This is a genomic window from Amycolatopsis palatopharyngis, from assembly GCF_003385185.1.
GTDB lineage: Bacteria > Actinomycetota > Actinomycetes > Mycobacteriales > Pseudonocardiaceae > Amycolatopsis > Amycolatopsis palatopharyngis.
In genome coordinates, this window is record NZ_PQHZ01000005.1 from 143,453 (window position 1) to 168,332 (window position 24,880).

Sequence of the window (24,880 nt, forward strand, 5' to 3'; positions counted from 1 at the left end):
CGTCACTTTTAGAGTGCAGGTGAGTCATTGACCGTGTTAGCAGGTAAGGGGTTCTGTGACGACTGAGGGCACCCACGTCGGCGGGCGCTACCGGCTGGACCAGCCGATAGGTCGAGGTCGCGCCGGAATTGTGTGGTTGGCCAACGACACCCGGCTGCACCGGACAGTGGCCGCCAAGCGGCTCTACGTCGAGCCAGGCCTCGACCCGGCACGCGCTGAGCAGGCTCGGGCCGTCGCGCTGCAGGAGGGTCGCGACGCGATCCGGGTGGTGCATCCCAACGCGATCAGTGTGCTCGACGCCCTGCGCGACGGGGACGATGTGTGGCTGGTGATGGAGTACGTTCCCTCGCGCAACATGGCCGATTTCCTGGCCGAACACGGGCAGCTCACTCCGGAGCAGGCGGCTTACCTCGGCATCCAGCTCGGTTCGGCGCTCGCCGCGGCGCATGCCGTCGGAGTGCCGCACCGGGTGCTCGAACCCGGAAACGTCCTGCTCGCCGACGACGGCGGTGTGAAGATCACCGACATCGGGATCTCCGGTGGCCCGCCCGACCCGGCCTACCGGGCACCCGAGGTGACCAGGGGTGAGCCGGCCACGGCGGCGTCCGATGCCTTCTCTCTCGGTGCCACGCTGTTCGCCGCGGTCGAAGGTGCCCCGCCCTTCGGTAGTGACGGCACCGGTGATCAGGCCGCACCAAGGCGAGCGGGATCGCTCACCGGAGCGCTGCTGAAACTGTTGCGCACCGATCCCGGGAAGCGTCCGACGATGGCCGACACCGTCACCGCGCTCGGGGCCATCACCCAGGGCAGGCAGCAGGCCTTCGTACCCCCGACCGCGCCCGCGATGCCGACCGCACGGGCCATGACCGCCGCCGGACCGGCCCAGCGACCCCAGTTCGCGTCGCCGGGACCACAGCAACCGCAGCCGTGGCCGATTCAACAGCAGCCACAGCACCACCAGGTGCGGCCGTCCACGCCGCCGCCCGCCCCGGCCCGAACCGGCCCGAACGTCCGGGCCTTGGCGATCACCGGCGCGGCGGTTCTGGCCGCGATCCTGTTCGGCGTCCTGGTGGTCGAACTGCTCTTCGTCTAGCACCCGAGAACACCGTGTCAGGAACGGACGCTCCTCAGCGGGGGCCCAGCATGCCGATCAGGGCCTTTACGGCGGGACGGTCGCGGGCATGCCCGGCCACCGCGGCCTGGATGGAACGCACTGGCGCGGGCCTGCGCACCGGACGCACCACCACCCCGGCGTGCGGGGAACCGAGGCCGAGCTCGGGGAGCAGGGTGACCCCAAGACCGGCCGCGACGAAACCCTGCGCGGTCTGGTAGTCCTCCGCCTCGACGGCGAAATCCGGCGCGAACCCGGCGGCACCGCACGCGTCGAGCAGAATGTCCCTGCACGGGCCCGGTTGCGGCCACTCGGCGCCGATCCAGGGTTCGTCAGCGAGATCGGCAAGGTCGAGTGCCCGTTTACGCGCCAGCGGATGCCCCTTCGGCAGCACTGCCCGGTAGGGGTCGTCGAGCAAGTGCACGAACTCGACATTCCGCACTTCGGTGTCGCGCTGCGACAACACGACGATCGCCACATCGACCTCCCCGGAGGCAACCGACGACAGTGGGTCGTCCTCGAACAGCCGGAGGCTGAAGCGGATTCCGGGAAACTCACGGCGCACGGCCGCGACGGCGGGCGGGACGAGCGCGGCACCTGCGGTGGCGAAGTACCAGATCGTCAACCGGCCGGTCCGGCCCGCCTTGAGCTCGGTCAGGGCGGTCTCGGCCTTCGCCAGCTGCTCACTGACCAGCTCGACCTGCTCCGCGAGCAGGGTGCCCGCGGCGGTCGGTCGCACACCCCGGCCCACGCGTTCGAGCAGCGTCACCCCGGCCTCACGCTCGAGTGTCGCCAGCTGCTGGCTGATCGCGGATGGCGTGTAGCCGAGGTTGCGCGCGGCGGCCGTGATCGAGCCACTGGTCACCACAGCACGGAGAACCTGCATCCTGCGCACGTCGAGCATCCATCAACCTTACAGCTCGCCTTAAGTTTCACTCCAGAAGAATTCGCTTGTTCTTACGCCTTGAGCTGATCAGGCTGGGTGGTGAAAACAAGGGAGGCTGGATGAGTGAGGGAAAGACGCTGGCGACCATGGGCGCGCTCGCGTTGATGTGGGGGTCCAGCTTTCTCTGGATCAAGGTTGGACTGGACTCGTTCTCGCCGGTCCAGCTCGTGCTGATCCGGTTGGTTCTGGGCACGACAGTGCTGCTGGGGCTCTGCGCCGCGTACCGTCATCGCCTGCCGGCCAGGCGACGCGTGTGGGGTCACCTCGCGGTGGCCGCGATGTTCCACAACGCGCTGCCGTTCCTGCTCTTCGCGATCGGCGAGCAGACGGTCGACTCGGGGGTCACCGGAGTCATCAACTCCACCACCCCACTCTGGGCGCTCGCGGTGGCACTGGTGTGGCGCATCGAGCGGCGCCTCAACGGTGTTCGCATGCTGGGCCTGCTGCTGGGCATCGCGGGAACCATGCTGATCTTCGCGCCGTGGCAGTCCGGCGGACTGCTGAGCTGGGGTGCGCTGGCCTGCCTTGCCGCCTCGGCCAGCTACGGATTCGTCTTCGTCTACGAGGGCCGGTTCCTGGTCGAGACGGGAGCGTCCCCCATCGCGCTCGCGGCGGCGCAGATGATCAGCGCGAGCGGGTTCATGCTGCTCGCGGTGCCGGTCGGCGGACTGAGCCCGATCCACCTCGAGACGGGTCCGTTGTTCGCGGTCGTGGTGCTCGGCATCTTCTCTACCGGTATCGCGTTCGCGTTGAACTACCGGCTGATCTCCGCGGCGGGTGCCGTGGCGGCGTCCACGGTGGGCTATCTGCTCCCGGTGGTCTCGGTGCTCATGGGCACGCTATTCCTGAACGAGGCCCTGAACCTGCGGGTCGTCGCGGGCATGGTGGTCGTGCTGGCGGGTGTAGGACTCACCCGGGTGCGCCGCCGCGCGGACCAGGTTCCGGCACCGGCCACGACGGCCGAGGTGAATCCCGGCGACGTCGTACGGTCCTGACTCGGGGAAGTAACGTCCGCGCTGATCGCCGTCAGACCAGCCTTCGGTCCGATGCCCATCGGGAGAGCTCATAGCGGTTGGACAGCTGGGTCTTGCGCAGGACGCTCGAGACGTGTGTTTCGACGGTCTTCACCGAGATGAACAGCTCCGACGCGATCTCCTTGTAGGCGTAGCCGCGGGCCAGCAGGCGGAGCACGTCACGCTCGCGGGGGGTGAGCAGGTCCAGTTCGGGGTCGCTGATCGGCGCGGAACCGGGACGGTCGGCGAACGCGTCCAGCACGAAGCCGGCCAGTCGCGGTGAGAACACGGCGTCGCCGTCGGCCACCCGGACCACCGCGCGGACGAGTTCCTTGGACGAGATCGTCTTCGTGACGTACCCACGCGCGCCCGCCCTGATCACGGCGATGACATCCTCGGCCGCATCCGAAACCGAGAGCGCGAGGAACACCACGTCCGGCAGTTCGGTGCGGACGCGGCGCAGCACCTCGGCTCCGCCGCCGTCGGGCATGTGCACGTCCAGCAGGACCACCTGCGGCCGGGTGCGCGCGATCCCGGCGGCAGCCTCGGCCACCGATCCGGCCTCGCCGACCACCCGCACCTCGTCGGTGATCGACTCCAGCTCCGTGCGCACCCCGGCGCGGAAGAGCGCGTGGTCGTCCACCAGGAACACCGTGACCGGTGCCCGCCCCTGATCCTGTTCCGTCACGATGCTCCCTCGCTCGACGCGGCCGCCTTGCCGACCTTCAACGGCATCTCCAGTTGCACCTCGGTGCCCTCGTCCGGGGCGGTGCGCAACCGGCAGGTCCCGCCGTTGCGTTCCATCCTGCCCCGGATCGAGTCCGCGAGGCCGTGCCGGTCCCCCGGAACGGTGTCCGGGTCGAAGCCCCTGCCCCGGTCCCGCACGAACACGGTGACCGCGACCGGTTCGACTTCCGCGTAGACGCTCACCTCGTCCACACCCGCGTGCTTGGCCGCGTTCACGATAGCCTCTCGGGCCGCGTACACCAGTGCGGTCAACGCCTCGTCGAGCTCGGCCTCCCCCACTACGACCTGCTGGACCGACACCGCGAACGCGTCCTCCACCTCGCCACACGCGGCTGCCAGCGCGGCCGAGAACTGGCCGCCGCCCTGCTCACCGGCGCGGTCCTTGGGCTTGCCGTATCCGGAGGGGCCGTACAACCAGCCACGTAGTTCACGTTCCTGACCACGGGCGAGGCGCGCGACCTCACGGGGTGATTCGGCCTGCTTCTGGATCAATGCCAGAGTCTGCAGTACCGAGTCGTGCAGGTGCGCCGCGATCTCCGCGCGTTCCTCGGTCCGGATGCGCGCCCTGCGCTCCTCGCCGAGATCACCGACGAGCCGCAGCCAGAACGGTACGGTCAGCACGGCTACACCGACGAGCGTGGCCAGCACGGCGATCAGGGCGAACTGCACCTGGTCGAGGCTTCCGCTGCGCAGCACCACGACCCCGATGCCGGTCATCACCAGCGCCACCCCGGCGAGCACACGGACCGTGGCCGACCAGCCGCCGCCGCCGACGACCGCGCCGGCCACCCCGGACTTCGCGCCGTCGCGCCAGCGGCGCCGCTGGGACTCGTCGGCCTCCCGCCAGACCACCGCCGCACCGACGATGACCACGGCGACCGGGATCGCGGCCCAGCCGCTGAAGATTCCGGCGATGGCCCCGCTGGCCACCGCGAGTCCGACGCCCAGTGCGAGCAGCCCGAACGCCTGCTGCCGTTCCTTGGGCGATTCCTCGGCCCGCTCCTCCTCGCTCGGCCGCTGCGGTGCGAACACCCAGAGCAACCCATACGCGAACAGGCCCGCACCGCCGAGCCCGGCCAGCACGGCGAACACGACTCGAACCCAGAACACCTTGACGTCAAGGTGGTCGGCGAGACCGCTGGCCACACCGGCGAGCACTCGTCCCGACCGGCGCCGGTACATCTTGGGCGGTTCGGTGAGCGCGCTGCTCGCGGCAGGCTGCACGACACCGTCCGCCGGCACGGGCGGAAGTACCGGGCGGCGACCACCGGACTGGTCGGCCGCCGCCTCTTCTGTCGCCTGTTCCCGCACGTCATCCATGCTCGCACGGCAGCAGAACCGTTTCATCAGGGAAATCCCTGATCCAGTCACCCTGACTCCCGAGCCGGCAAACCTCAGGGGACTTCCCCGATGTGCGGGCGGGGCGGCTGACGCATGCTCGAAGGCATGAGTGGTGCGACAGGGACGCAGAACTCGGGCCGGCCTGCCCAGGGCGGCTTCGAGGAGACCGTCAAGGACTTCTGGGCGAGCAGGCCACGCAGGCCGCAACACGGGCGCAAGATCGCCGGTGTGGCCGCGGCGGTCGGCAACAGATACGGCATCGATCCGGTGGTGATCCGGGTCGCGCTCGTGGCGGCGACCATGTTCGGCGGGGTCGGGTTGCTGTTCTACATCCTCGGCTGGCTGTTCTTCGCGGACGAGCGGGACGAGGTGGCGCCGATGGAGTCGCTGATCGGCCGTGGCCGCAGCTGCACCTCCAACGCGCTCACGGTCGTGCTGTGCGTCGCACTGTTCCCAGCCGCCAGCTGGGTGTTCTCCGGTGGTGGCTGGTTCAACGGTGGCGGTTTCATCGGACTCGCCCTGCTGGTCGCGGCGATCTACCTGCTGCACCGCAGCCGGGGACATCTGAACCGTCCCGTCGCGCGGGGAGTGGGCGACGCTTCGAGCGCATCGTGGGCCGATGGCTCCGCCTCGTTCACCGCGGCGTCGGTGTCGAACCCGGTGGCCGGAACGGATACGACCGCGCCCGCATGGGATCCACTGGGTGCCGCGCCACTGGCCTGGGATCTGCCGGATCCCCAGCCTGATCCGTTCACCCCGCCGCCGGCGACTCCTCGACCGCCCGCACCGAGGGGACCGCGCTCCAAGATCGGACCCATCACGTTCGCGATCGCGCTGGTGGTCGCCGGTGTCGGTTCCGTACTCGTCGTCGAGGGCGAGCCCTGGTTCACCCCGCAGCACGTCGTCGGGCTGGTGCTCGGTGTGATCGGGATCGGCATGGTGGCGGGTTCCTTCGCCCGCGGCGGACGTGGCCTCATCGGCCTCGCGATTCCGCTGTCGGTCATCGGGCTGCTGCTCACCTCGGCACCCGTCGACGACTTCCGAGGTGGCGTCGGCGAGTTGACCGGGGCGCCCCGCACCGTCGCCGAGCTGCGGCCGGTGTACGAGCGCGGTCTCGGCAACATCGAGCTCGACCTGCGAAACCTGCCGGACAGCGGGGCCGTGAGCACCTCCGTCCGTACCGGTGCGGGCAACAGTTCGGTGATCGTGCCCGATACCGCGGACGTCACCTTCACCTGCGAGAACAGCATCGGCAATATCGAGTGTCTTGGCCTGGAGCGCTCCGGGCTCGGCAACGAGCCGGTGTCGTCCACCGACAATGGCACCGACGGGCCAGGCGGCCTGAACATCACGCTGCACGTCCAGACCACGACCGGAAATGTTGAGGTGCGCCGTGGCTGAATCCAACACGTCGAACCCGTACGACTACGACTACGACGAGCCGGCCGCTCCCGAGCAGGGCAAACGGCGCGGAGTGGACCTGTTCACCTTGTTGGCCGGTGTCGCCACCCTGCTGATCTCGGCCTACGTCCTCTCCGACGGCGACAGCTGGCTACCGTCGTTCGACCTGCGGTGGATCCTGGCGGGCGGCGCGGTCCTGGTCGGCGTCCTGATGCTCGGCGCGTCGATGCGCGGCGGCCGCAAGGGCGGCTGACCACCAGCACCACTCGACGACTCGGCCCCGGGGAGCACCACCCCGGGGCCGAGTCATGTCCGCCAGCCTCCGCCGCCTCGTGGTAGTTCCCCAATGTGGCATTGGGGACGTTGGAGTACCCCAATGCCACATTGGGGACGTTGAAGTTCCCGAATGCCACATTGGGGAACTAAAAAGCCGCTCAGCTCACCAGGCCGCCGATGACGGCCGCGACTCCGCCGACAACGGCGACGATCACACCGACGGCGAGGAACTTGTGCCGCTGGACTCGGTCTGCGCGGAGCTCGTGCTCGGTGCGGGTGGAGATCAGGAAGTGCCCACCCTGCTCCGGCTTACCGATGACCAGCGGGCCGATCTTGTCGTGTACCTCGCCGAGGATGTACATCCGGCGACCGGGGCGGATCAGCCACTCCTTGTACTCGTATCCGAGCGTCGAATCGCGCCCGCCGCCCAGCGCCGCGGGCAGCCGGATACCGAACAGTTCGGAATGCCCGCCCCGGCCGTGGTGCGGCTCGAACCTGTTCACCGACTGCTCGACACCGTCCGGGCTGGTCCCGTTCGGATCGACGCCGATGGTGCGCCCCTGCTCGTCGATGAGCGCGTACCCCTCCGCCGAGGTGTGCTCGACGACCTTCTCCGTGCGCTTGCTGCGGTGACGCCTGCCGTCGCGGTACTCGACGTGCTCGTACTGACGGTCGATGCGGTAGCGGTACCAGACGCACTCGCTCTTGCTGACCTCGGAGACCAACGGTCCCTCCGGCCGCGGGTGCGCGGTCCCCACCACCCCGGCGACCTTCCGGAACCCTCCCGCCCGTCTCCCCCCACCACCCAAGGGAAGACGCTCCGCGTCACTGCCACCTATCGCACCCAGGTCGTCCGAAATGCGGCGCAGGTCCTCCAACTGCGGGATCGTCAGCGTGTCCGTGCCGATCATCGCGTGCAGCTCACGCTTGGTGTGTTGCATGTAGAAGAACCCGGCGACTCCCGCCGCGACCAGCAGGAGCCCGATCAAGATCCACATACGCCTTTACCCCCCGGTCGGTGTGCTCACTCCCACTCAATCGTGCCGGGCGGCTTACTCGTCACATCGAGCACCACCCGGTTCACCTCCGCCACCTCGTTCGTGATTCGGGTGGAGATGCGTTCGAGCACGTCGTAGGACAACCGCGTCCAGTCGGCTGTCATGGCATCCTCGCTGGACACCGGCCGCAACACCACAGGATGGCCGTAGGTGCGGCCGTCGCCCTGCACGCCGACGCTGCGAACGTCGGCCAGCAGCACCACCGGGCACTGCCAGATGTCGCGGTCCAGGCCGGCCGCGGTCAGCTCCTCGCGAGCGATCGCGTCGGCGGCGCGCAATGTCTCCAGCCGGTCGGCCGTCACCTCGCCGATGATGCGGATCCCGAGGCCGGGGCCGGGGAACGGCTGGCGGTGCACGATCGTCTCGGGCAGCCCCAGCTCGAGGCCCACCCGCCGGACCTCGTCCTTGAACAGCAGGCGCAGCGGCTCGACCAGCTCGAACTGCAGATCGTCCGGCAGCCCGCCGACGTTGTGGTGGCTCTTGATGTTGGAGGTGCCCGCCCCGCCGCCGGACTCGACCACGTCCGGGTAGAGGGTGCCCTGCACCAGGAAGCGGTAGTCACCCTCGGCCTTGAGGTCGCGCTCGGCCTGCTCGAACACGCGGATGAACTCGCGGCCGATGATCTTGCGCTTCTCCTCAGGGTCACTGACTCCGGCCAGCGCCTCGAGGAAGCGCTGCCGGGCGTCGACGGTGACCAGGTTGACCCCGGTCGCGGCCACGAAGTCTCGCTCGACCTGGGTCCGCTCCCCTGCCCGCAGCAGACCGTGGTCCACGAAGACGCACGTCAGCCGGTCCCCGATGGCCCGCTGCACCAGCGCGGCGGCCACGGCGGAATCCACCCCGCCGGAGAGGCCGCAGATCGCCCTGCCCTCGCCGACCTGCGCACGGATCCGCGCGACCTGGTCCTCGACGATGGACGCGGTGGTCCACTGTGGCCGGATGCCGGCGATGTCGTGCAGGAAGCGGCGCAGGACCTCCTGGCCGTGCGGCGAATGCGCGACCTCCGGGTGGTACTGCACACCGGCGAAGCGGCGTTCCCGGTGCTCGAACCCGGCGACCGGCGCACCGTCGGTGGTCGCGGTGACGGTCGCTCCCTCCGGCGCCTTGGTCACGCTGTCGCCGTGGCTCATCCACACCGGGTGCAGCGCGGGCAGCTCGCCGTGCAGGACCCCGCCCTCGCCGGTGATGCGCACGTCCGTGCGCCCGTACTCCCGTGCGCCCGTGTGCTCGACGGTGCCACCGAGCGCACCGGCCAGCAGCTGGAAGCCGTAGCAGATACCGAACACCGGCACCCCCGACTCGACCAGCTCGGGATCGATGGCAGGTGCGCCCTCGGCGTACACGCTGGAGGGGCCGCCGGACAGGATGATCGCCGAGGGTGCGCGGCCGAGGATCTCGCCCGCGTCAGCCGTATGCGGCACGACCTCCGAATAGATCTGGGCTTCACGCACGCGACGCGCGATCAGCTGCGCGTACTGCGCGCCGTAGTCCACCACCAGCACGGGGCCCTCGGGCGCCCCCGCCTCTGCTGACGTACTTCCTACCGCGGAGTCGGCATTAGCCACCGCGAACCTCCTGCTCAACACGACCGGGCGCGCCCATCGTCCCAGGTCGGGTTCACCACCCGGCGGCCGACCTGCCCCGAACCGGGTCGTTCATGCGTGTGTCACCCCAGCGGAATACCGTGCTCGCATGGACACGATCACGCCGGAACCTCGGCCAGCCTGGATCGCCGGTCACGCCGAGCAGGGCGAGGAGACCCTCGTCGTCACCCATCCGTTCGACGGCAGCGAGGTCGCCACCGTGGCGATTCCCGGCGCCGAACAGGTGGAGCGCGCCGTTGCCGCGGCGGCCGGGGTGGCGAGTGACTTCCGCACCCTGCCCGCGCATCGCAGGGCCGCGGCACTCGACCACGTGAGCAGGGGCTTGGCCGCACGGGCCGAGGAGATCGCCGAGGTGATCACCGCCGAGAACGGCAAGCCGCTGCGCTGGTCCGAGGCCGAGGTGAACAGGGCCGTCTCGGTGTTCCGGATCGCCGCGGAGGAGGCGCGCCGGTTCAACGGGGAGATGCAGCGCCTGGACGGCGACCCCGCGGGGGAACAGCGGCTGGCGCTGGTGACCCGCGTTCCGCGCGGGCCGGTGCTGGGTATCGCGCCGTTCAACTTCCCGCTGAACCTGGTCGCGCACAAGGTGGCACCCGCGCTGGCCGTCGGCGCGCCGATCGTGATCAAACCAGCACCACGAACCCCGCTGTCAGCGCTGATCCTGGGTGAGATTCTCGCCGAGGCCGATCTGCCCGAAGGCGCGTTCTCGGTGCTGCCCATAGGCAACGAGGAAACCTCCGAGCTGGTCCGCGACCCGAGGCTGCCCGTGGTGTCGTTCACCGGCTCCGGCCCGGTCGGCTGGTCACTCGCCGACGCCGCCCCGCGCAAGCACGTGGTGCTGGAACTCGGGGGCAACGCCGCCGCCGTGGTACTCGCCGACTGGCCGGACCTCGACGGCGCGGCCGAACGGATCGCCACCTTCGGCAACTACCAGGCTGGCCAGTCCTGCATCGCCGTACAGCGGGTGATCGTCGAGCGCGAGATCGCCGATGAGTTCCTGCCGAAGCTGGAGGCCGCGGTGCGGGGACAGGCGACCGGCGACCCGTACGACACCACCGTCTCGGTCGGGCCTGTAGTGGACGAGGCCGCGGCCGAACGGATCGTGTCCTGGGTCGACGAAGCCGTGCAGGGCGGCGCGAAGTTGCTGGCCGGGGGCGTTCGCGAGGGTGCCACCGTGCAGCCGACGCTGCTCACCGACGTCCCGGCATCGGCGAAGGTGTGGGCCGAGGAGGTGTTCGGCCCGGTGCTGGCTGTGTCGGTGGTCGACTCCGCCCAGGAGGCGTTCGCGGCCGTCAACGACTCGGAGTACGGGCTGCAGGCCGGCGTCTTCACCCGCGACGTGCGTCTGGCGTTCGAGGCGACGGCGAACCTCGATGTCGGCGGCGTGATCGTCGGCGACGTCCCGTCCTACCGGGCGGACCAGATGCCCTACGGCGGGGTGAAGGGCTCCGGTGTCGGCCGCGAGGGCGTCCTGCCCGCCATGCGCGACCTGACCGTGGAGCGGGTCACCGTACTCACCGGCGTCCCCCTCTAGAAAAGTGCACTTAGCCCGCTAAATGCACGTCAGCGGGCCGGGAGGGCACCGGGGGCGTGGGCCGGGACCGAGGGGTTCTTCGGGGCGATCGGGTCGAGGCGGACGTAGCCCGCGGACTGCGAGGGCCGTGGGTCCACCTCGCCCTTGTTCGGCCAGTACGAGAACGCCCGCTCGGCCTGCGCGGTGATCGTCAACGACGGGTTCACCCCGAGGTTGGCGGTGATCGCGGTGCCGTCGACCACGGAAAGGTTCGGGTAGTTGAAGACGCGGTGGTAGGGGTCGATGACGCCCTTCTCCGCGTTCTCCGCGATCGGTGCGCCACCGATGAAGTGCGCGGTCAGCGGGATGTTGAAGATCTCGCCCCACGTGCCGCCCGCGATACCACCGATGTGCTCCGCGGTGCGCAGGTTCGCCTCGTGCCCGGCCCGGATGAAGCTGGGGTTCGGCTCACCGTGCCCCTGCTTCGAGGTGTAGCGACGGCGACCGAACAGGCCACGCTTGGTGTAGGTGGTGATCGAATTGTCCAGGCTCTGCATCACCAGCAGGATCACCGTCCGCTCGCTCCACCTGTACCCGTTGAGCAGGGTCAGCGTCTGGACCGGGTGCCGGACCATGAACCGCAGCGCCTGCCGCCAGCGTGGTACCGCGGAGTCGCCGTCGGTGGCGATGGTCTGCAGCAGGCTCATCGCGTTGCTGCCCTTGCCGTACCGGACCGGTTCGATATGGGTGATCTCGTCCGGATGAATGGACGAGGTGATCGCGACACCCCGGCTGTAGTCGTGCTCGGGATCGACCTCCGGCCTGCCCGCCCCGATGATCGCCTCGGAGTTGGTCCTGGTCAGCTCGCCGAGACGGTCGGACAGCCGTGGCAACGTCCCGCTGTCGCGCATGGAGTGCAGCAGGTTCTGTGTTCCCCACGTCCCCGCGGCGAGCACGACCTGTCCGGCGGTGAGGGTGTGGGTGAAGCGCCGGGAGGTCGTGCCGGTCTTGCGGATGTCGACCTCGAACGAGCCGTCGCCTCGGGGGCGCAGCCCGGTCACCGTGGTCAACGGGATGACCTTCGCCCCGCCGCGCTCCGCCAGATACAGGTAGTTCTTGACCAGCGTGTTCTTCGCCCCGACCCGGCAGCCGGTCATGCACGAGCCACATTCGGTGCAGCCGGTACGAGCGGGCCCCGCGCCACCGAAGTACGGATCGGCGGACTGCTCTCCCGGCTTGCCGAAGTACACGCCTATCGGCGTCGGGTGGTAGGAATCCGTCACGCCCAGGTCGGCCGCGACCTTGCGCATGACCTCGTCGGACGGGGTGACCGAAGGATTGGTGATCACGCCCAGCATGCGGCTGGCCTGGTCGTAGTGCGGGGAGAGCTCCGACTCCCAGTCGGTGATGTGCGCCCACTGCCCGTCGGCATAGAACGGCTTCAGTGGCCGGTAGAGGGTGTTCGCGTACACCAGCGACCCACCGCCGACCCCGGCGCCGGCCAGCACCATGACGTCCTTGAGCATGTGGATGCGCTGGATCCCGAAGCAGCCGAGCTGCGGCGCCCACAGGTAACGGCGCAGGTCCCACGACGTCTTCGCGAACTCGTCGTCGGCGAAGCGCCTGCCCGCCTCGATCACCGCGACGCGGTAGCCCTTCTCCGTCAGCCGGAGCGCGGCGACACTGCCCCCGAACCCACTGCCGACCACGATCACGTCGTAGTCGAGTTCCTTGCTGTCCGGACCTGAGGTGGTGTTACGCGCAGTCACAGATAAAGCGTAACCCGCGCGTTAACTCCTGACCAGGGGTAAGTTACCGACGGGTTCACCTCCGCTCACTTTCCCGGGAAAGTGCGAGACGGACTCGGCCGGTGTCAGCCGCGGATGGTGAGGCCGACCTTCTGGAACTCCTTCAGATCGGAGTACCCGGTCTTGGCCATCGCCCTGCGCAGCGCGCCGAACAGGTTCACCACACCCTCGGCGTCAGTGGACGGTCCGAATAGCAGGGTCCGCAGGTCCACGGTGTACTCCGGCCCTGCCGCCACCCGCGAACGCGGCAGCGAGGGGTGTGCCGCGGCCGAGGTCCAGTACAGCCCCTTGCCGGGAGCCTCGCCCGCCGCGGCCAGCGGGGCGCCGAGCATCACGGCGTCGGCACCGCAGGCGATGGCCTTCGCGATGTCGCCGGACACGCTCACCCCGCCGTCAGCCAGGACGTGCACGTACCGCCCACCGGTCTCGTCCAGGTAGTCGCGCCGTGCGGCCGCCGCGTCGATGATGGCCGTCGCCATCGGCACACCGATCCCAAGCACCCGGTCAGTGCTGGTCACCCCGGGGCTCGAACCGTGGCCGACGATCACACCTGCCGCGCCGGTGCGCATCAGGTGCATCGCCGTGCGGTAGTCACTCACGCCACCGGCGACGACCGGCACGTCGAGGTCTGCGATGAACTCCTTGAGGTTGAGCGGTGGCGCGTCGGGATCATCCTTGGCGACGTGCTCGGCCGAGACGATGGTCCCCTGCACGACGAGGATCTCCACCCCGGCGGCGAGCAGATCCGGTGTCAATTCGGCCGCGTGCTGCGGGCTCACCCGTGCCGCCACGGTCACCCCGGAGTCGCGCACGGTCTGGATGGCCTTGCTGACCAGGTCCATGCGCAGCGGAGCCGCGTGCAACTCCTGTAGCAACCGCACGAGCGCCGTCGGATCGTCGTCGGCAAGGCTGCGCTGCGCGGCGTCCGTGATCCGCGCGAGCGCGCCCTCGGCGTCCTCGTGCCTGGCCCAGATTCCCTCGGCGTTGAGCACGCCGAGCCCGCCGAGCTGCCCGACAGCCACCGCGGTGTCCGGCGAGACGATCGCATCGGTCGGATGGGTCACCAATGGCAGGTCGAACCGATAGGCGTCGATCTGCCATGCCGTGGAGACGATGCCGGACGAGCGCGTGCGCCGGGAGGGCACGATCTCGATGTCGTCGAGCTGGTACGCCCTCCGCGCGGTACGTCCCATGCCGATCTCGACCAGATCACGCACGTCAAGTCCCTTCTCGCCACCCTGCACTGCGTCTTATCCGAGGTCGGGTCATTCAGGTTCGTCACGTGTGTCACCGATGCGATGAGCCGCACCGACCTGAGTGACCCTCACTGCCGCGCACCATTGTCGTCATGCCCCCGACGCGGCCACCCACCGCCCTCGAAAGTGCCTTTAGCCCGCTAACTGCAGGTCAGCGCGACGTGTAGTTCGGCGCCTCGACGGTCATGGTGATGTCGTGCGGGTGGCTTTCCTTGAGACCGGCCGCGGTGATGCGCACGAGCTGCGCGTTCTGCAGCTGCGGGATGGTCTGCGCACCCGCGTAGCCCATGCCCATCCGCAGTCCGCCGACCAGTTGGTGCACGACCGTGGACAGCGGACCCCGGAACGGAATCCGGCCCTCGATGCCCTCCGGCACCAGCTTGTCCTCGGACAGCACGTCGTCCTGCGCGTAGCGGTCCTTGGAGTACGACTTGCGCTCGCCCTGCCCCTGCATCGCGCCGAGCGAGCCCATGCCCCGATAGGTCTTGTACTGCTTGCCGTTGACCAGGATCAGGTCCCCCGGCGACTCGGCCGTCCCGGCGAGCAGGCTGCCCAGCATGACGCTGGACGCACCCGCGGCGATCGCCTTGGCGATGTCCCCGGAGTACTGGATGCCGCCGTCACCGATCACCGGCACACCTGCCGGCCTGCACGCCTGATCGGCCTCGTAGATCGCGGAGATCTGCGGCACACCGACACCGGCGACGATCCTGGTCGTGCAGATCGACCCCGGACCGACGCCGACCTTCACGCCATCGGCGCCCGCGTCCACGAGCGCCTGCGCACCGGCCCTGGTGGCGACGTTGCCGCCGACCACGTCCACGGTGTCACCCAGTTCCTTCTTCAGCAGTGCCACGGTGTCCACCACGGCCCGCGAGTGTCCGTGCGCGGTGTCCACCATGAGCACGTCCACCCCGGCGTCGGCCAGCGCCATCGACCGCTGGTGTCCGTCCGGCCCCACACCGACGGCCGCACCGACCAGAAGCCGGCCGTCCGTATCCTTCGTGGCACTCGGGTACTGCTCGGTCTTGACGAAGTCCTTGACGGTGATGAGGCCACGCAGCTTGCCCGCGCCATCGACGATCGGCAGCTTCTCGATCTTGTGCCTGCGCAGCAGGCCGAGCGCGACGTCAGCGGTGACGCCGACCTGGGCCGTCACCAGCGGGGTCCTCGTCATCACCTCACTGACCGGGCGGCTGTGATCGACCTCGAAGCGCATGTCCCGGTTGGTGATGATGCCGACGAGCTGACCCGCGGCGTCGGTGACCGGAACTCCGGAGATACGGAAGCGGGCGCAGAGCGCGTCGACCTCCGCCAGAGTGTCGTCGGGCGTGCAGGTGACCGGGTCGGTGACCATCCCCGCCTCGGACCGCTTCACCACCTCGACCGCCGCCGCCTGCTCTTCGATGGGCAGATTGCGCTGCAACACACCCATCCCACCCTGCCGGGCCATGGCGATGGCCATCCGGGCCTCGGTCACGGTGTCCATCGCGGCACTGATCAGCGGCACCCGCAGGGTGACGTTGCGGGACAGGCGCGTGGCGGTGTCCGCCGAGCTCGGCATCACGTCCGACTCGGCGGGCAGAAGCAGCACGTCGTCGAAGGTGAGTCCGAGCATCGCGAACTTGTCGGGAACTGCGGCGGAGAACTCGCTCGTCATGACTGGCGGTTGGCCTTCCTCGACGTGGGGCAGGTACTGCTCGGGGTTGTTATCGATGGTATCTGGACGCACCCCGGGGGCCGCCGGGTACCGTGCAGGCCGTGCCGCACGACGTGTTGCCCCCAGACCCGTTCGCCAACGACCCGGACGACCCGGCCAGGGAGATCGCTGCCCTGGACGACGAGCCGGGCGAACCCATCAGCGCCGATGAGCGCGCCGAACTGCTCGCCGATCTTTCCGACCTGGCGGTCTACCAGGCTCTGCTGGCTCCACGAGGAGTGCGGGGGATCGTGGTGGACTGCGGCGAGTGTGACCAACCGCATTATCACGACTGGCACCTGCTCAGGGCCAGTCTCGAACAGTTGCTCGCCGACGGCCGGATGCGCCCACACGAGCCGGCCTTCGACCCCAACCCGACCGACTACGTCAGCTGGGACTACTGCCGCGGCTTCGCCGACGGGGTGACCGCGACCGAGAGCGCCTACTGACAGATCGAGCACCTGTGGAAGGGGCGCGTGACCCGCGGGTCACGCGCCCCTTCCACAGGTGTCTCTGCCGCCGTTGATCAGGGCTCGGCCGGCGCCACCGGCTGCACGCCGTTGACGTCGGATTCGGTGTCGCTGCGCGGGCTGCTGCCCGACTGGCTTTCGGTGCCGTCGCCAGAGGCGGCGGTCGTCGACGAAGTGGGCGAAGAGGACGTCGACGAGGGCGGCGGGTTGGTCGTCGACGACGGCGGCAGCTGCGGACCCGGCGTCGGCGTGGGCGTCGACCCACCGCTGGTCGCCTCTGCGGGCGGCGCGGTCGGAGTTGTGCCCGGTGCGGGCGGCTGCTCCGGCGCGGGCTCGCTCGGCGCCTCCGGCTCGTTCAGCCGGAGTGAGAGCTCCAAGTGCTGCGCCCGCAACTCGTCGGCGTTGTCCTCGACCGCGACCTCTCCCAGCGACTGCCTGGCCTGCTCGAGTGCCTGCCTGGCCTCGTCGAAGCGGCCCTGGGTGATCGCGAGCTGGGCCTCCCGCAGATCGATCCGCACCGCGGCAGCCGCTTCGACCGAGCGGGCGTGATCGGCGTAGAGGACCTTGGTCAGGCCCCACAGCGTGTCTCCGGGCTGGGCGTCGCGCGCCGCGAGCCCGCTGCCGGTGAAAGCGATCGCGAGCACGGCCGCGGCCGCCGCGACCGGAACCAGCATCTTGCGCCTGCGACCACCACCGGCCCGACGCTTCGCCAGTGACGCCGTCCGGACGGTGTTCGCCGCCTCGTTGACGTCGACCAGCTCGGGGAACGGCTCACTGTCGATGTCCCTGCGCCAGGCGAGCAGCAGGGCGTTGAGTTCCTGGTCACCGAGGCCGTCGGCCACCTTGGGGTCGGAGCCACCGAGTGCGTCGAGCAGCGCGTCGTCCGCCTGGACCAGGGAGAGATCCGGCGGGGCCGCGTACTCGTCCTCACTTCCGGAGCCGGAGCCGTTGACCGTCGCGGCACCCGAGAAGTCCGTCGTGCGCACCGTGAACCTGTTGGCGGCCTGTGCAGACTCATCGGACGCGTTATCGGGCGTAGCGTCGAATGCACTCGTGTGCGGGTCATCCCGTTCCGTCACTCAGACCACCTCCTCAGCGGCGAGCACCTTGCGAAGCCTGGCGAGTGCCCGGTGCTGGGCGACCCGTACCGCACCTGGAGTCGAGCCGACCGCTTCTGCGGTCTCCTCCGCGGAGAGTCCGACGACGACACGCAACACCACGATCTCGCGCTGTTTGTCGGGCAGGACCCGAAGCAACTGCGACATGTGCTCGTTCAACTCGCCCTGCAGGGCGCGCTGCTCAGGGCCGATGCCGACTTCGATCTCGTCCGGCACTTCGGCCACCGGTTCGGCCCGGTTGCGCGCGGCCGCACGGTGGGCGTCGGCCACCTTGTGCTGAGCGATGCCGTAGACGAAGGCCAGGAAAGGGCGACCCTGGTCACGGTACGAGGGCAATGCCGTAAGCACCGCGAGACACACCTCCTGCGCGACATCGTCAGCCGAAGCAAACGAACGTTCCTGTCTTCCGACCCTGGCGCGGCAATACCGCACCACTAGGGGACGGATAGCGGCCAGCAGCCGCTCGACTGCCTGAGGTTCACCCTCGACAGCGGCGGCGACTGGCTCGTCCAGTCCATCCCCCACATTGGCCATCGCAGACAACAGTCCCGGTGTTACGTGTAGGCGTGCAAAGAGGCCGGCGTGCGGCCAAGAATATCCCTCACGCCGGTGATACCTACCGTACCTTCCGGCTCCACCGGTACTGGCTCACGGTCGGCGCCGGCGCGTCTCGCATCCGACGCGGATCCCGGAGCTTACTCCTTGTTCTCGAAAGTTCAACGACTTGCGGGCGGACATGCGAAACCGGCATGGACGCATCGCCGCCGGTAGAGGCGGTGATGCGTCCATGCCGATGAAGCGAGCGGACTATGCGAAATTCAGGACACGAGACCGCGCCGGAAGCCGTGAGCCACGGCCTGCGCCCGATCGCGCACGCCCAGCTTGCGGAACAGCCTCCTGGCATGTGTCTTCACGGTGTCCTCCGAGAGGTAGAGCTCACGGCCGATCTGGCCGTTGCTCTTGCCCTGGCTCATCCCGCGCAGCACCTGGAGCTCGCGCTCCGTGAGCTGCACACCGGGATCGGAGGGCTGCCGGGGAGCCGGCACGGAGGTACTCGCCAGCGTATGCGCGAGCGCAGCGACCAGTTCCGGCCGCGAGGCGTCCCAGCGCAGGTAGCCACGGGCACCACCGGCGATCGCCGCGGCGATACTGCCCGCGTCGTCCGGAGCACCGAACACGATGACGTTCGCCTGTGGATTGGCGGACACGAGGCGGCGGGTGGCCTCGACTCCGGTCGGCACCGCGCGCTGGGTGCCGACCAGCACGACGTCCACCGGCTGCCGGGAGTACCTGGCAAGCAACTCGTCACCGTGCGCTACACAGTCGATGCGACTGACGCCGGGGACGGCAGACATCACGCGGGTGAGCCCTTCGCGGACACTGCGTCGGTCGTCGCAGATCAAGACCGTCGTCACGGGGTTTCCTTCCTGCAGCCGGGTGACATTCCCTATCCCTATCGGACGCTTTGGGCGGAACCTTGACACGATCCGGTGGCTTTTTTTGAGAAAGCCTCGCCCGGATGTCGGTATCGGCCGTGTGACGCAGGAAACACAGTCACGACGGTACCCAAGCAGATTCACGGGCGAGACGGCGTCCAGCAGGGTCGGCAGCCAGTAACACTGCGTATAACTCGTCAGTAACCTGAGCCCGGTGCCGGTCGGCGTTCGCGGGCTCGAGATCCGCCGCGATGAGCCCCGCGGGCCACGTCAGTGAGCGCAGCCCGTGCCGTTCAGCCGTGTCCCCCGCATGGGCGACGAGTGCACTGGCCCGCTCCCGGGCGTCAGGTTCACCAGTCGCGGCGAGCGCCGCAGCAAGCACCAGATCCGACTTCACCCCATGCCGAACCGCGCTCCTGGCGGTGGCCAGCCGCGCCGCCGACTCCGCAGGGGACACGGCGGCAGCGGCATCTCCGCTGATGAGTTCGACCTCGGCCCGCACCCAGCCTGCCCGGATCTGGCCGCGCCACCCGGGCCCGGTCCGGTCGACGAGGTCGAGCAGCCGTCGCGCCACCCCTGGCCTGCCGAGCGCGAGATTGTCGGCAGCAAGGCCGAGCAGGGCGTCCACCCGGGCGCCGTCCGGGTCGACCCCGTCGGGATCCCGCTCACCCGTCGCTTCCTGCTCGGCGATTCGCAGCAGCGCGGCGCCGTCGAGCGACAGTGCGGCCGCATGACCCCCCAGCTGCCTCCTGTGCGCGGCGAACGTGGCGCAGGCGAGCGCTCCCACCAGCGGCGGATTACGCAGGACCAGCTCACCGAGCAGCGTCGCGGCCGCGGCGTAGCGCCCCTGTGCGCCGAGGACGACCGCGGCCAGCCAGCGGCTTCGGGGATCGGCGCGGGCCGCGGCGGCCAGGGTGCGCTCCTCGATCGAGGGCCGGTCACCGAACGCGGCGCGCCGCAGGTGCTCCTCCAGCGAACGCCCGATGTGCTCGCCCGCCGTCATCCCGAGCCGAGCAGAACGTATTCGATGCGGTCCACCGCGCATGGGGGGTCGCCGAGGAACTCCACCTTCGGCGGCAGGTGAGCAGGGTCCCAGCCCGGTCCGCAGGCGAACATCCTGCTGCGCTGGCGTCCCCTGGAGAGCCTGGTGAACAGTCTCGGATCGGCCCCGCTACCGCGCTGCGCCCAGAGCACGACCGCGGAGGGCAGCACCCGGCGGATGGCGACCGCCAGCACGTCGGCGGGCTGCGCGGGCCCGAGTACCTGGCTGAACAGGCCTCTTCCGGCGAGCCCTGCGGCCAGCACGTGCAGCGGCAGTGCCTGCCGCTCCTCCGGAACACAGCCGAGCAGGATCGGCCGCCGGTTTCGCGGAGCCGCGAGCACGGGAGTCGCCCTGATCAGCGCCCCGAGGGCGGACTCGGCGAGCATGTGCTCCACGGCGGCGCCGGTGGAGTCGCCGGAGGACCTGCCGCGCCCGCCGAGCGCGGAGAGCACCGGATGGATGACGTCCTCCCAGGCGTAGAGCGGGCCGTCCTCGATGATCGCCTCGGCGAGCAGGCGCTGGACACCGTGCACGTCCATCGCCAGTGCGGCGGCGCTGAGCCTGCGCGCGAAGCGGGACGGACCGAAGATGCCGCCGTCCCCGGCAGCACCGGGTGGCTCCTCCGCCGGCAGGACGACGGCTCCGTCCGGAGTCTCTATCCGCAGCGACATGGTCGGCGGCGGCGTGGGGGCCGCCGGGCGGGGCGTGGCATCGGGCGGCGCCTTCGGCATCCGCTGTAGCGCGTAGCGCGCGGCCTCCGCGGTGGAGGCCCCTCTGAGCAGCGCCCGCTGCATCAACTCCAGCCTGCCGATGTCGGCGGAGCCGTAGCGACGATGGCGGCCGTCGGTGTGCCTGCTCGGCCCGAGTCCATAGCGCCGGTCCCACGTGCGCAGGGTCGAGGGTGCGACGCCGAGGCGCCTGGCGACCGAGGCGACCGGCAGCGTGGGCTCGGGAGAGTCAAGTGGCGCGGTGGCGCGATTCGCCACCACCGCCGAGTTGACAGATGGAGTGGGGGCGCGCGCAGCCGGCCTATCGCCGGCTGCGTGACCTGAGCCAGACTCGGATCCCACGACGCCCAATATCCCGGCCCTTTCCCCCACCGGCAACCTCGCGTCTCCTGCCTGCTCACACATCCGGGGGAAGCCTAACGGTTGAATCGTCAGGATCCTCTTGAACAACTCTTGGCGCGGTTCTAACGTTACGCCCGTTGCACCGAATGGAGTAGCGAACGAGCGGCTCAACGGCAGGGGGGCGGAACGGGAGATGAGGGCTCGATTCCGGACCTGACGTTGGCACGTTCCGTACGCAGAGTCGCACCAAACAACTGCAGAGTCCGGCGCTGATGGAGCCGGACAGCGGAGGCGGTCACGATGGCAGACACGCGCAGACTCCCTGGCCCGAACGCGGATGTGTGGGACTGGCAACTCGAGGGGTCATGCAGGGGGATGGACAGCGGGTCCTTCTTCCATCCGGACGGGGAGCGGGGGCCGGCAAGAGCAAGGCGGGAAGCGAGGGCGAAGGCGATCTGCCAAGCCTGTCCAGTACTGGAGATGTGCCGAAGTCATGCGCTGGCCGTACATGAGCCGTACGGCATCTGGGGCGGGCTGTCGGAATCGGAACGCGAGAACATCATCAAGTCCGGCAAACGGACGCTGAGCCTGACGGGCAGCTGACGCGAATCCGGCAGACCACGAGACGACTGGCGACTGGCGACTGGATCGACGGCAGGGGAAGTGGACGGGGTGACACCAGCGGGTGTCACCCCGTCCAGCTCGTCCGGTCGACCGGCACCACCTGGGCGAACCGATCCCAGCAGGCCATCGCGGCATCGATCACCACGGTCAACTCCTCGAGCGAGGCGCCGTCCCTCGCCTGGATGGACAGCCCGTGCAGCACGGTCCCGTAGAAGGCGGTCATCCCTTCGATATCGGCGTGCTCGGGTAGCTCGCCATCGGTGACGCCCTGCCGGAGACGTTGCCGCAAGCCGTCGATGTCCTCCTTGCGTAATGCCGCGAGGAAGTCACGAACACCCTCGTTGCTCGGCGTGTAGTTGGTGGCCGAGAGCACGATCATGCAACCGCTTGGCAGGTCGGGATCGGCGTAGGTGGCGGCGTTGTACCGCAGCATCGCGCCGACGGCGTCCCGTGCGCTGTGCTGCTCACGGAAGGCTCGCTCGGTCATCGCGCCATGGGTGGCGCCGTAGAGCCGAACCGCCTCGCGGAAGAGTGCTTCCTTCCCGCCGAACGCGGCGTAGAGGCTCGGCGAGTTGATCCCCATGGCGGCGGTGAGCTCCGCCAGCGACGCGCCCTCGTAACCGCGTTCCCAGAACACGTGCATGGCGCGGGTCAGCGCGGCCTCGCGGTCGAAGCCGCGGGGGCGTCCTCGGGGTGACATGGCTCCCATTCTATATCGATCGTCACAAAAGTGCTTGACCGGCTCCTCCTCTCGCCTCAATTATGTGTCGACCGATACAGAAAAGGGGTTGTCATGTCCGGACTGGACGGCAAGGTGGCATTGGTGACCGGCGGGAGCCGCGGAATCGGCGCGGCGGTCGCGACCCGGCTCGCCCGGGAGGGAGCCCACGTCGCGATCACCTACGAGTCGGCGGCCGAGCGGGCGGCCGGGGTCGCCGGAGAGATCGAGGGAATGAGGCGAAAGGCACTGACGATCCAGGCGGACAGTTCGGATGCCGCGGCCGTGACGGCAGCGGTGGACACGACCGCGGAGACCTTCGGCCGGCTGGACATCCTGGTGAACAACGCGGGGATCTTCCCGGCCCTACCGGTCGACGAGCTGACAGTGGAGCTGATCGACCGGACTTTGGCGATCCACGTGCGCGCTGTGCTCGTGGCCGCCAAGGCCGCCATCCGGCACATGAGCTCGGCGCAGCGGCCGGACGGCCGGATCATCAGCATCGGCAGCGACCTCGCCGACCGCGCCGCGTTTCCCGGGCTGAGCCTGTACTCCGCGAGCAAGTCGGCGTTGACCGGGCTGAGCAAGGGGCTGGCCAGGGACCTCGGTCCGAGGGGAATCACGGCGAACGTGGTGCACCCTGGCTCGACGGACACCGACATGAACCCGGCCAACGGGCCGTTGGCGCCGGATCAACTCGCCGGCATCCCACTCGGCCGGTTCGCCGAGCCGGCCGACATCGCGGCCGCGGTCGCCTACCTAGCGGGCCCCGGCGCCCGCTATGTGACCGGCACGGCGATCACGGTCGACGGCGGCTTCACTGCCTGAGTAGTGCCTTTAGCGGGCTAAAGGCACTAACCGGCCCCCACGAAACGGGAGGGATCCACAGGAATCGGGCAGAAAGACGGAACGGGCCGGCACCTCCTCGCGGAAGTGCCGGCCCGTCCGGGTCGTGCTGGTGTTCGTCAGTGCGAGTGGCCGTGACCCTGGCCCGCGCCCTCGTCCTCGTCGGCGGGCTTGTCCACCACGGAGGCCTCCGTGGTGAGCACCAGCCGCGCGATCGAAGCCGCGTTGGCCACCGCGGAGCGGGTGACCTTCACCGGGTCGACGATGCCCGCGGCGAGCAGGTCGGTCAGCTCACCGGTGGCCGCGTTGAAGCCCTGGCCCCAGTTCTGCTCCTTGACCTTGGACACGATGACCGCACCCTCGTAGCCCGCGTTGCTGGCGATCCAGTGCAGCGGCGCGGTGAGTGCGTCACGGACGATGACCACGCCGAGCGCCACGTCACCGGTGCGCTCCTTGGCGAACGCGTCGAGTTCCTTGACCGCGTGGACCAGCGCCGAGCCACCGCCGGGCACGATGCCCTCCTCGACGGCCGCCTTGGTCGCCGCCACGGCGTCCTCGATGCGGTGCTTACGCTCGTTGAGCTCGGTCTCGGTCGCCGCGCCGACCTTGATGACCGCGACGCCGCCGCCCAGCTTGGCCAGGCGCTCCTGCAGCTTCTCCCGGTCCCAGTCGGAATCGGTGGTCTCGATCTCCCTGCGGATCTGCGCGATCCGGGAGTCGAGGTCGGCCTTGGTGCCCGCACCGTCGACGATCGTGGTGACGTCCTTGGTGATCTCGATACGCCGGGCCCGGCCCAGCGACTCGAGGCCCGTCTCGGACAGCTTGCGACCGACCTCGGCGGAGATGACCTCGGCACCCGTGACGACCGCGAGGTCGTCCAGGAACGCCTTGCGGCGGTCACCGAAGAACGGCGCCTTCACCGCGACGGCGCTGATGGTCTTGCGCAGCGAGTTCACCACGAGGGTGGACAGCGCCTCGCCGTCGACGTCCTCGGCGATGATCAGCAGCGGCTTCTTGGCCTCGACGACCTTCTCCAGCACGGGGAGCAGGTCGGCCAGCGCGGAGACCTTCTCCCGGCACAGCAGGATGTAGGCGTCCTCGAGGATCGCCCGCTGCTCCTCGGGGTTGGTCGCGAAGTGCGCCGAGAGGTAGCCCTTGTCGAACTGGACACCCTCGGTGATCTCGAGGTCGGTGGCCAGCGTGGAGGACTCCTCCACGGTGATCACGCCGTCCTCGCCGACCCGCTCGACGGCCTCGCCGAGCAGGGCGCCGATGGTGGCGTCACGCGAGGTGACGGTGCCGACCTGGGCGATGTTGTCGCGGCCCTTGACCGGGGTCGCCTTCTCCTTGAGGATCTCGACGACCTTCTCGGCGGCCTCCTCGATCCCACGGCCGAGGGCGGCCGGGTTCGCGCCGGCCGCGACGTTGCGCAGGCCGACCTTGACCAGCGACTGCGCCAGCACGGTCGCCGTGGTGGTGCCGTCGCCTGCGACGTCGTTGGTCTTGGTGGCGACGCTCTTGACGAGCTGGGCGCCCAGGTTCTCGTACGGGTCGTCCAGTTCGATCTCCCGGGCGACCGTCACACCGTCGAGGGTGATGGTCGGTCCGCCGAACTTCTTGTCCAGTACGACGTGCCTGCCGCGCGGGCCGAGGGTGACCTTGACCGCGTCGGCCAGCTGGTTCACCCCGCGCTCGAGCGCGCGACGAGCGTCCTCGTCGAAATTGATCTGCTTAGGCATAGCCTGTTCCGCTTACCTTTCGGGGTTGGACGACGAAACGCCCC

23 protein-coding genes are annotated in these 24,880 nt (G+C 69.4%); 8 read left to right on the plus strand and 15 right to left on the minus strand.

Annotation, left to right across the window (positions count from 1 at the left end):
- The first annotated feature begins 55 nt into the window (after nt 1-55).
- Nucleotides 56-1,093, plus strand: coding sequence for a serine/threonine-protein kinase (locus D0C15_RS05490; protein ID WP_116041333.1), 1,038 nt, complete (start codon nt 56-58; stop codon nt 1,091-1,093).
- Between the two features lie 34 nt (nt 1,094-1,127).
- Here D0C15_RS05490 and D0C15_RS05495 read toward each other — a convergent pair whose 3' ends face one another.
- A complete protein-coding gene (locus tag D0C15_RS05495; RefSeq protein ID WP_116041334.1) occupies nt 1,128-2,015 on the minus strand; it encodes a LysR family transcriptional regulator in 888 nt (295 codons plus the stop codon).
- Nucleotides 2,016-2,116: 101 nt separating this feature from the next.
- Between D0C15_RS05495 and D0C15_RS05500 the strand changes: the two genes are divergently transcribed.
- Nucleotides 2,117-3,052 (plus strand): DMT family transporter, encoded by a 936-nt coding sequence (locus D0C15_RS05500; RefSeq protein ID WP_116041335.1) that lies wholly within the window; start codon nt 2,117-2,119, stop codon nt 3,050-3,052.
- A gap of 31 nt (nt 3,053-3,083) precedes the next feature.
- Here the strand turns inward: D0C15_RS05500 and D0C15_RS05505 are convergent, their stop codons facing one another.
- Together D0C15_RS05505 and D0C15_RS05510 are read right to left on the minus strand one after the other, a co-directional pair.
- Nucleotides 3,084-3,758, minus strand: coding sequence for a response regulator (locus D0C15_RS05505; RefSeq protein ID WP_116041336.1), 675 nt, complete (start codon nt 3,756-3,758; stop codon nt 3,084-3,086).
- On the minus strand, nt 3,755-5,137 hold the full coding sequence (locus tag D0C15_RS05510; RefSeq protein ID WP_116041338.1) for an ATP-binding protein: 1,383 nt from the start codon (nt 5,135-5,137) through the stop codon (nt 3,755-3,757). The genes D0C15_RS05505 and D0C15_RS05510 overlap by 4 nt, the downstream gene beginning before the upstream one ends.
- 126 nt (nt 5,138-5,263) lie before the next feature.
- Between D0C15_RS05510 and D0C15_RS05515 the strand changes: the two genes are divergently transcribed.
- Entirely contained in the window at nt 5,264-6,559 is a 1,296-nt protein-coding gene (locus D0C15_RS05515; RefSeq protein WP_116041476.1) for a PspC domain-containing protein, read from the plus strand.
- Nucleotides 6,537-6,812, plus strand: coding sequence for a hypothetical protein (locus D0C15_RS05520; protein WP_116041478.1), 276 nt, complete (start codon nt 6,537-6,539; stop codon nt 6,810-6,812). The genes D0C15_RS05515 and D0C15_RS05520 overlap by 23 nt, the downstream gene beginning before the upstream one ends.
- 181 nt (nt 6,813-6,993) lie before the next feature.
- Here D0C15_RS05520 and D0C15_RS05525 read toward each other — a convergent pair whose 3' ends face one another.
- A complete protein-coding gene (locus tag D0C15_RS05525; protein ID WP_116041340.1) occupies nt 6,994-7,833 on the minus strand; it encodes an E3 ubiquitin ligase family protein in 840 nt (279 codons plus the stop codon).
- A 26-nt stretch (nt 7,834-7,859) separates the two neighbouring features.
- The gene (gene guaA, locus D0C15_RS05530; RefSeq protein WP_116041342.1) at nt 7,860-9,458 is read right to left on the minus strand and encodes a glutamine-hydrolyzing GMP synthase; all 1,599 of its coding nucleotides are present in this window, start codon (nt 9,456-9,458) and stop codon (nt 7,860-7,862) included.
- Between the two features lie 127 nt (nt 9,459-9,585).
- Here guaA and D0C15_RS05535 point away from each other — a divergent pair, with 127 nt between their 5' ends.
- A complete protein-coding gene (locus D0C15_RS05535; RefSeq protein ID WP_116041344.1) occupies nt 9,586-11,031 on the plus strand; it encodes an aldehyde dehydrogenase family protein in 1,446 nt (481 codons plus the stop codon).
- 29 nt (nt 11,032-11,060) lie between these two features.
- Here D0C15_RS05535 and D0C15_RS05540 read toward each other — a convergent pair whose 3' ends face one another.
- The 3 genes from D0C15_RS05540 to guaB all read right to left on the minus strand — a co-directional run bounded on the left by D0C15_RS05540 (nt 11,061) and on the right by guaB (nt 15,734).
- Entirely contained in the window at nt 11,061-12,779 is a 1,719-nt protein-coding gene (locus D0C15_RS05540) for a GMC family oxidoreductase (RefSeq protein WP_116041346.1), read from the minus strand.
- Between the two features lie 104 nt (nt 12,780-12,883).
- The gene (locus tag D0C15_RS05545; RefSeq protein WP_116041479.1) at nt 12,884-14,035 is read right to left on the minus strand and encodes a GuaB3 family IMP dehydrogenase-related protein; all 1,152 of its coding nucleotides are present in this window, start codon (nt 14,033-14,035) and stop codon (nt 12,884-12,886) included.
- Between the two features lie 190 nt (nt 14,036-14,225).
- Nucleotides 14,226-15,734, minus strand: a complete 1,509-nt coding sequence (gene guaB / locus D0C15_RS05550; RefSeq protein ID WP_116041348.1) for an IMP dehydrogenase — start codon at nt 15,732-15,734, stop codon at nt 14,226-14,228.
- 92 nt (nt 15,735-15,826) lie between these two features.
- Between guaB and D0C15_RS05555 the strand changes: the two genes are divergently transcribed.
- A complete protein-coding gene (locus D0C15_RS05555) occupies nt 15,827-16,222 on the plus strand; it encodes a DUF5319 domain-containing protein (protein ID WP_162829906.1) in 396 nt (131 codons plus the stop codon).
- Nucleotides 16,223-16,299: 77 nt separating this feature from the next.
- Here the strand turns inward: D0C15_RS05555 and D0C15_RS05560 are convergent, their stop codons facing one another.
- The 5 genes from D0C15_RS05560 to D0C15_RS05580 form a co-directional block, all read right to left on the minus strand.
- Nucleotides 16,300-17,229, minus strand: coding sequence for an anti-sigma-D factor RsdA (locus D0C15_RS05560; protein WP_116041481.1), 930 nt, complete (start codon nt 17,227-17,229; stop codon nt 16,300-16,302).
- Nucleotides 17,230-17,322: 93 nt separating this feature from the next.
- The gene (locus D0C15_RS05565; protein ID WP_116041351.1) at nt 17,323-17,895 is read right to left on the minus strand and encodes a sigma-70 family RNA polymerase sigma factor; all 573 of its coding nucleotides are present in this window, start codon (nt 17,893-17,895) and stop codon (nt 17,323-17,325) included.
- A gap of 284 nt (nt 17,896-18,179) precedes the next feature.
- The gene (locus D0C15_RS05570; protein ID WP_003073605.1) at nt 18,180-18,776 is read right to left on the minus strand and encodes a response regulator transcription factor; all 597 of its coding nucleotides are present in this window, start codon (nt 18,774-18,776) and stop codon (nt 18,180-18,182) included.
- Nucleotides 18,777-18,915: 139 nt separating this feature from the next.
- Nucleotides 18,916-19,800: a hypothetical protein gene (locus D0C15_RS05575; RefSeq protein WP_116041353.1), complete on the minus strand. Its 885-nt coding sequence runs from the start codon at nt 19,798-19,800 to the stop codon at nt 18,916-18,918.
- Nucleotides 19,797-20,825 carry a MerR family transcriptional regulator gene (locus D0C15_RS05580; protein ID WP_245975581.1) on the minus strand — a complete coding sequence of 343 codons (1,029 nt, stop codon included), beginning with the start codon at nt 20,823-20,825 and terminating at the stop codon, nt 19,797-19,799. Before D0C15_RS05580 ends, D0C15_RS05575 begins: the two co-directional genes overlap by 4 nt.
- A gap of 384 nt (nt 20,826-21,209) precedes the next feature.
- Here D0C15_RS05580 and D0C15_RS05585 point away from each other — a divergent pair, with 384 nt between their 5' ends.
- Nucleotides 21,210-21,512 (plus strand): WhiB family transcriptional regulator, encoded by a 303-nt coding sequence (locus D0C15_RS05585; protein WP_116041357.1) that lies wholly within the window; start codon nt 21,210-21,212, stop codon nt 21,510-21,512.
- A gap of 85 nt (nt 21,513-21,597) precedes the next feature.
- On the opposite strand, the gene D0C15_RS05590 is transcribed toward D0C15_RS05585, so the two are convergent.
- Nucleotides 21,598-22,233, minus strand: a complete 636-nt coding sequence (locus D0C15_RS05590) for a TetR/AcrR family transcriptional regulator (RefSeq protein ID WP_116041482.1) — start codon at nt 22,231-22,233, stop codon at nt 21,598-21,600.
- Between the two features lie 93 nt (nt 22,234-22,326).
- Here D0C15_RS05590 and D0C15_RS05595 point away from each other — a divergent pair, with 93 nt between their 5' ends.
- Nucleotides 22,327-23,079 carry an SDR family NAD(P)-dependent oxidoreductase gene (locus tag D0C15_RS05595; RefSeq protein ID WP_116041359.1) on the plus strand — a complete coding sequence of 251 codons (753 nt, stop codon included), beginning with the start codon at nt 22,327-22,329 and terminating at the stop codon, nt 23,077-23,079.
- 137 nt (nt 23,080-23,216) lie between these two features.
- Here D0C15_RS05595 and groL read toward each other — a convergent pair whose 3' ends face one another.
- Nucleotides 23,217-24,836 (minus strand): chaperonin GroEL, encoded by a 1,620-nt coding sequence (gene groL / locus D0C15_RS05600; RefSeq protein WP_116041361.1) that lies wholly within the window; start codon nt 24,834-24,836, stop codon nt 23,217-23,219.
- Nucleotides 24,837-24,880 lie beyond the last annotated feature (44 nt).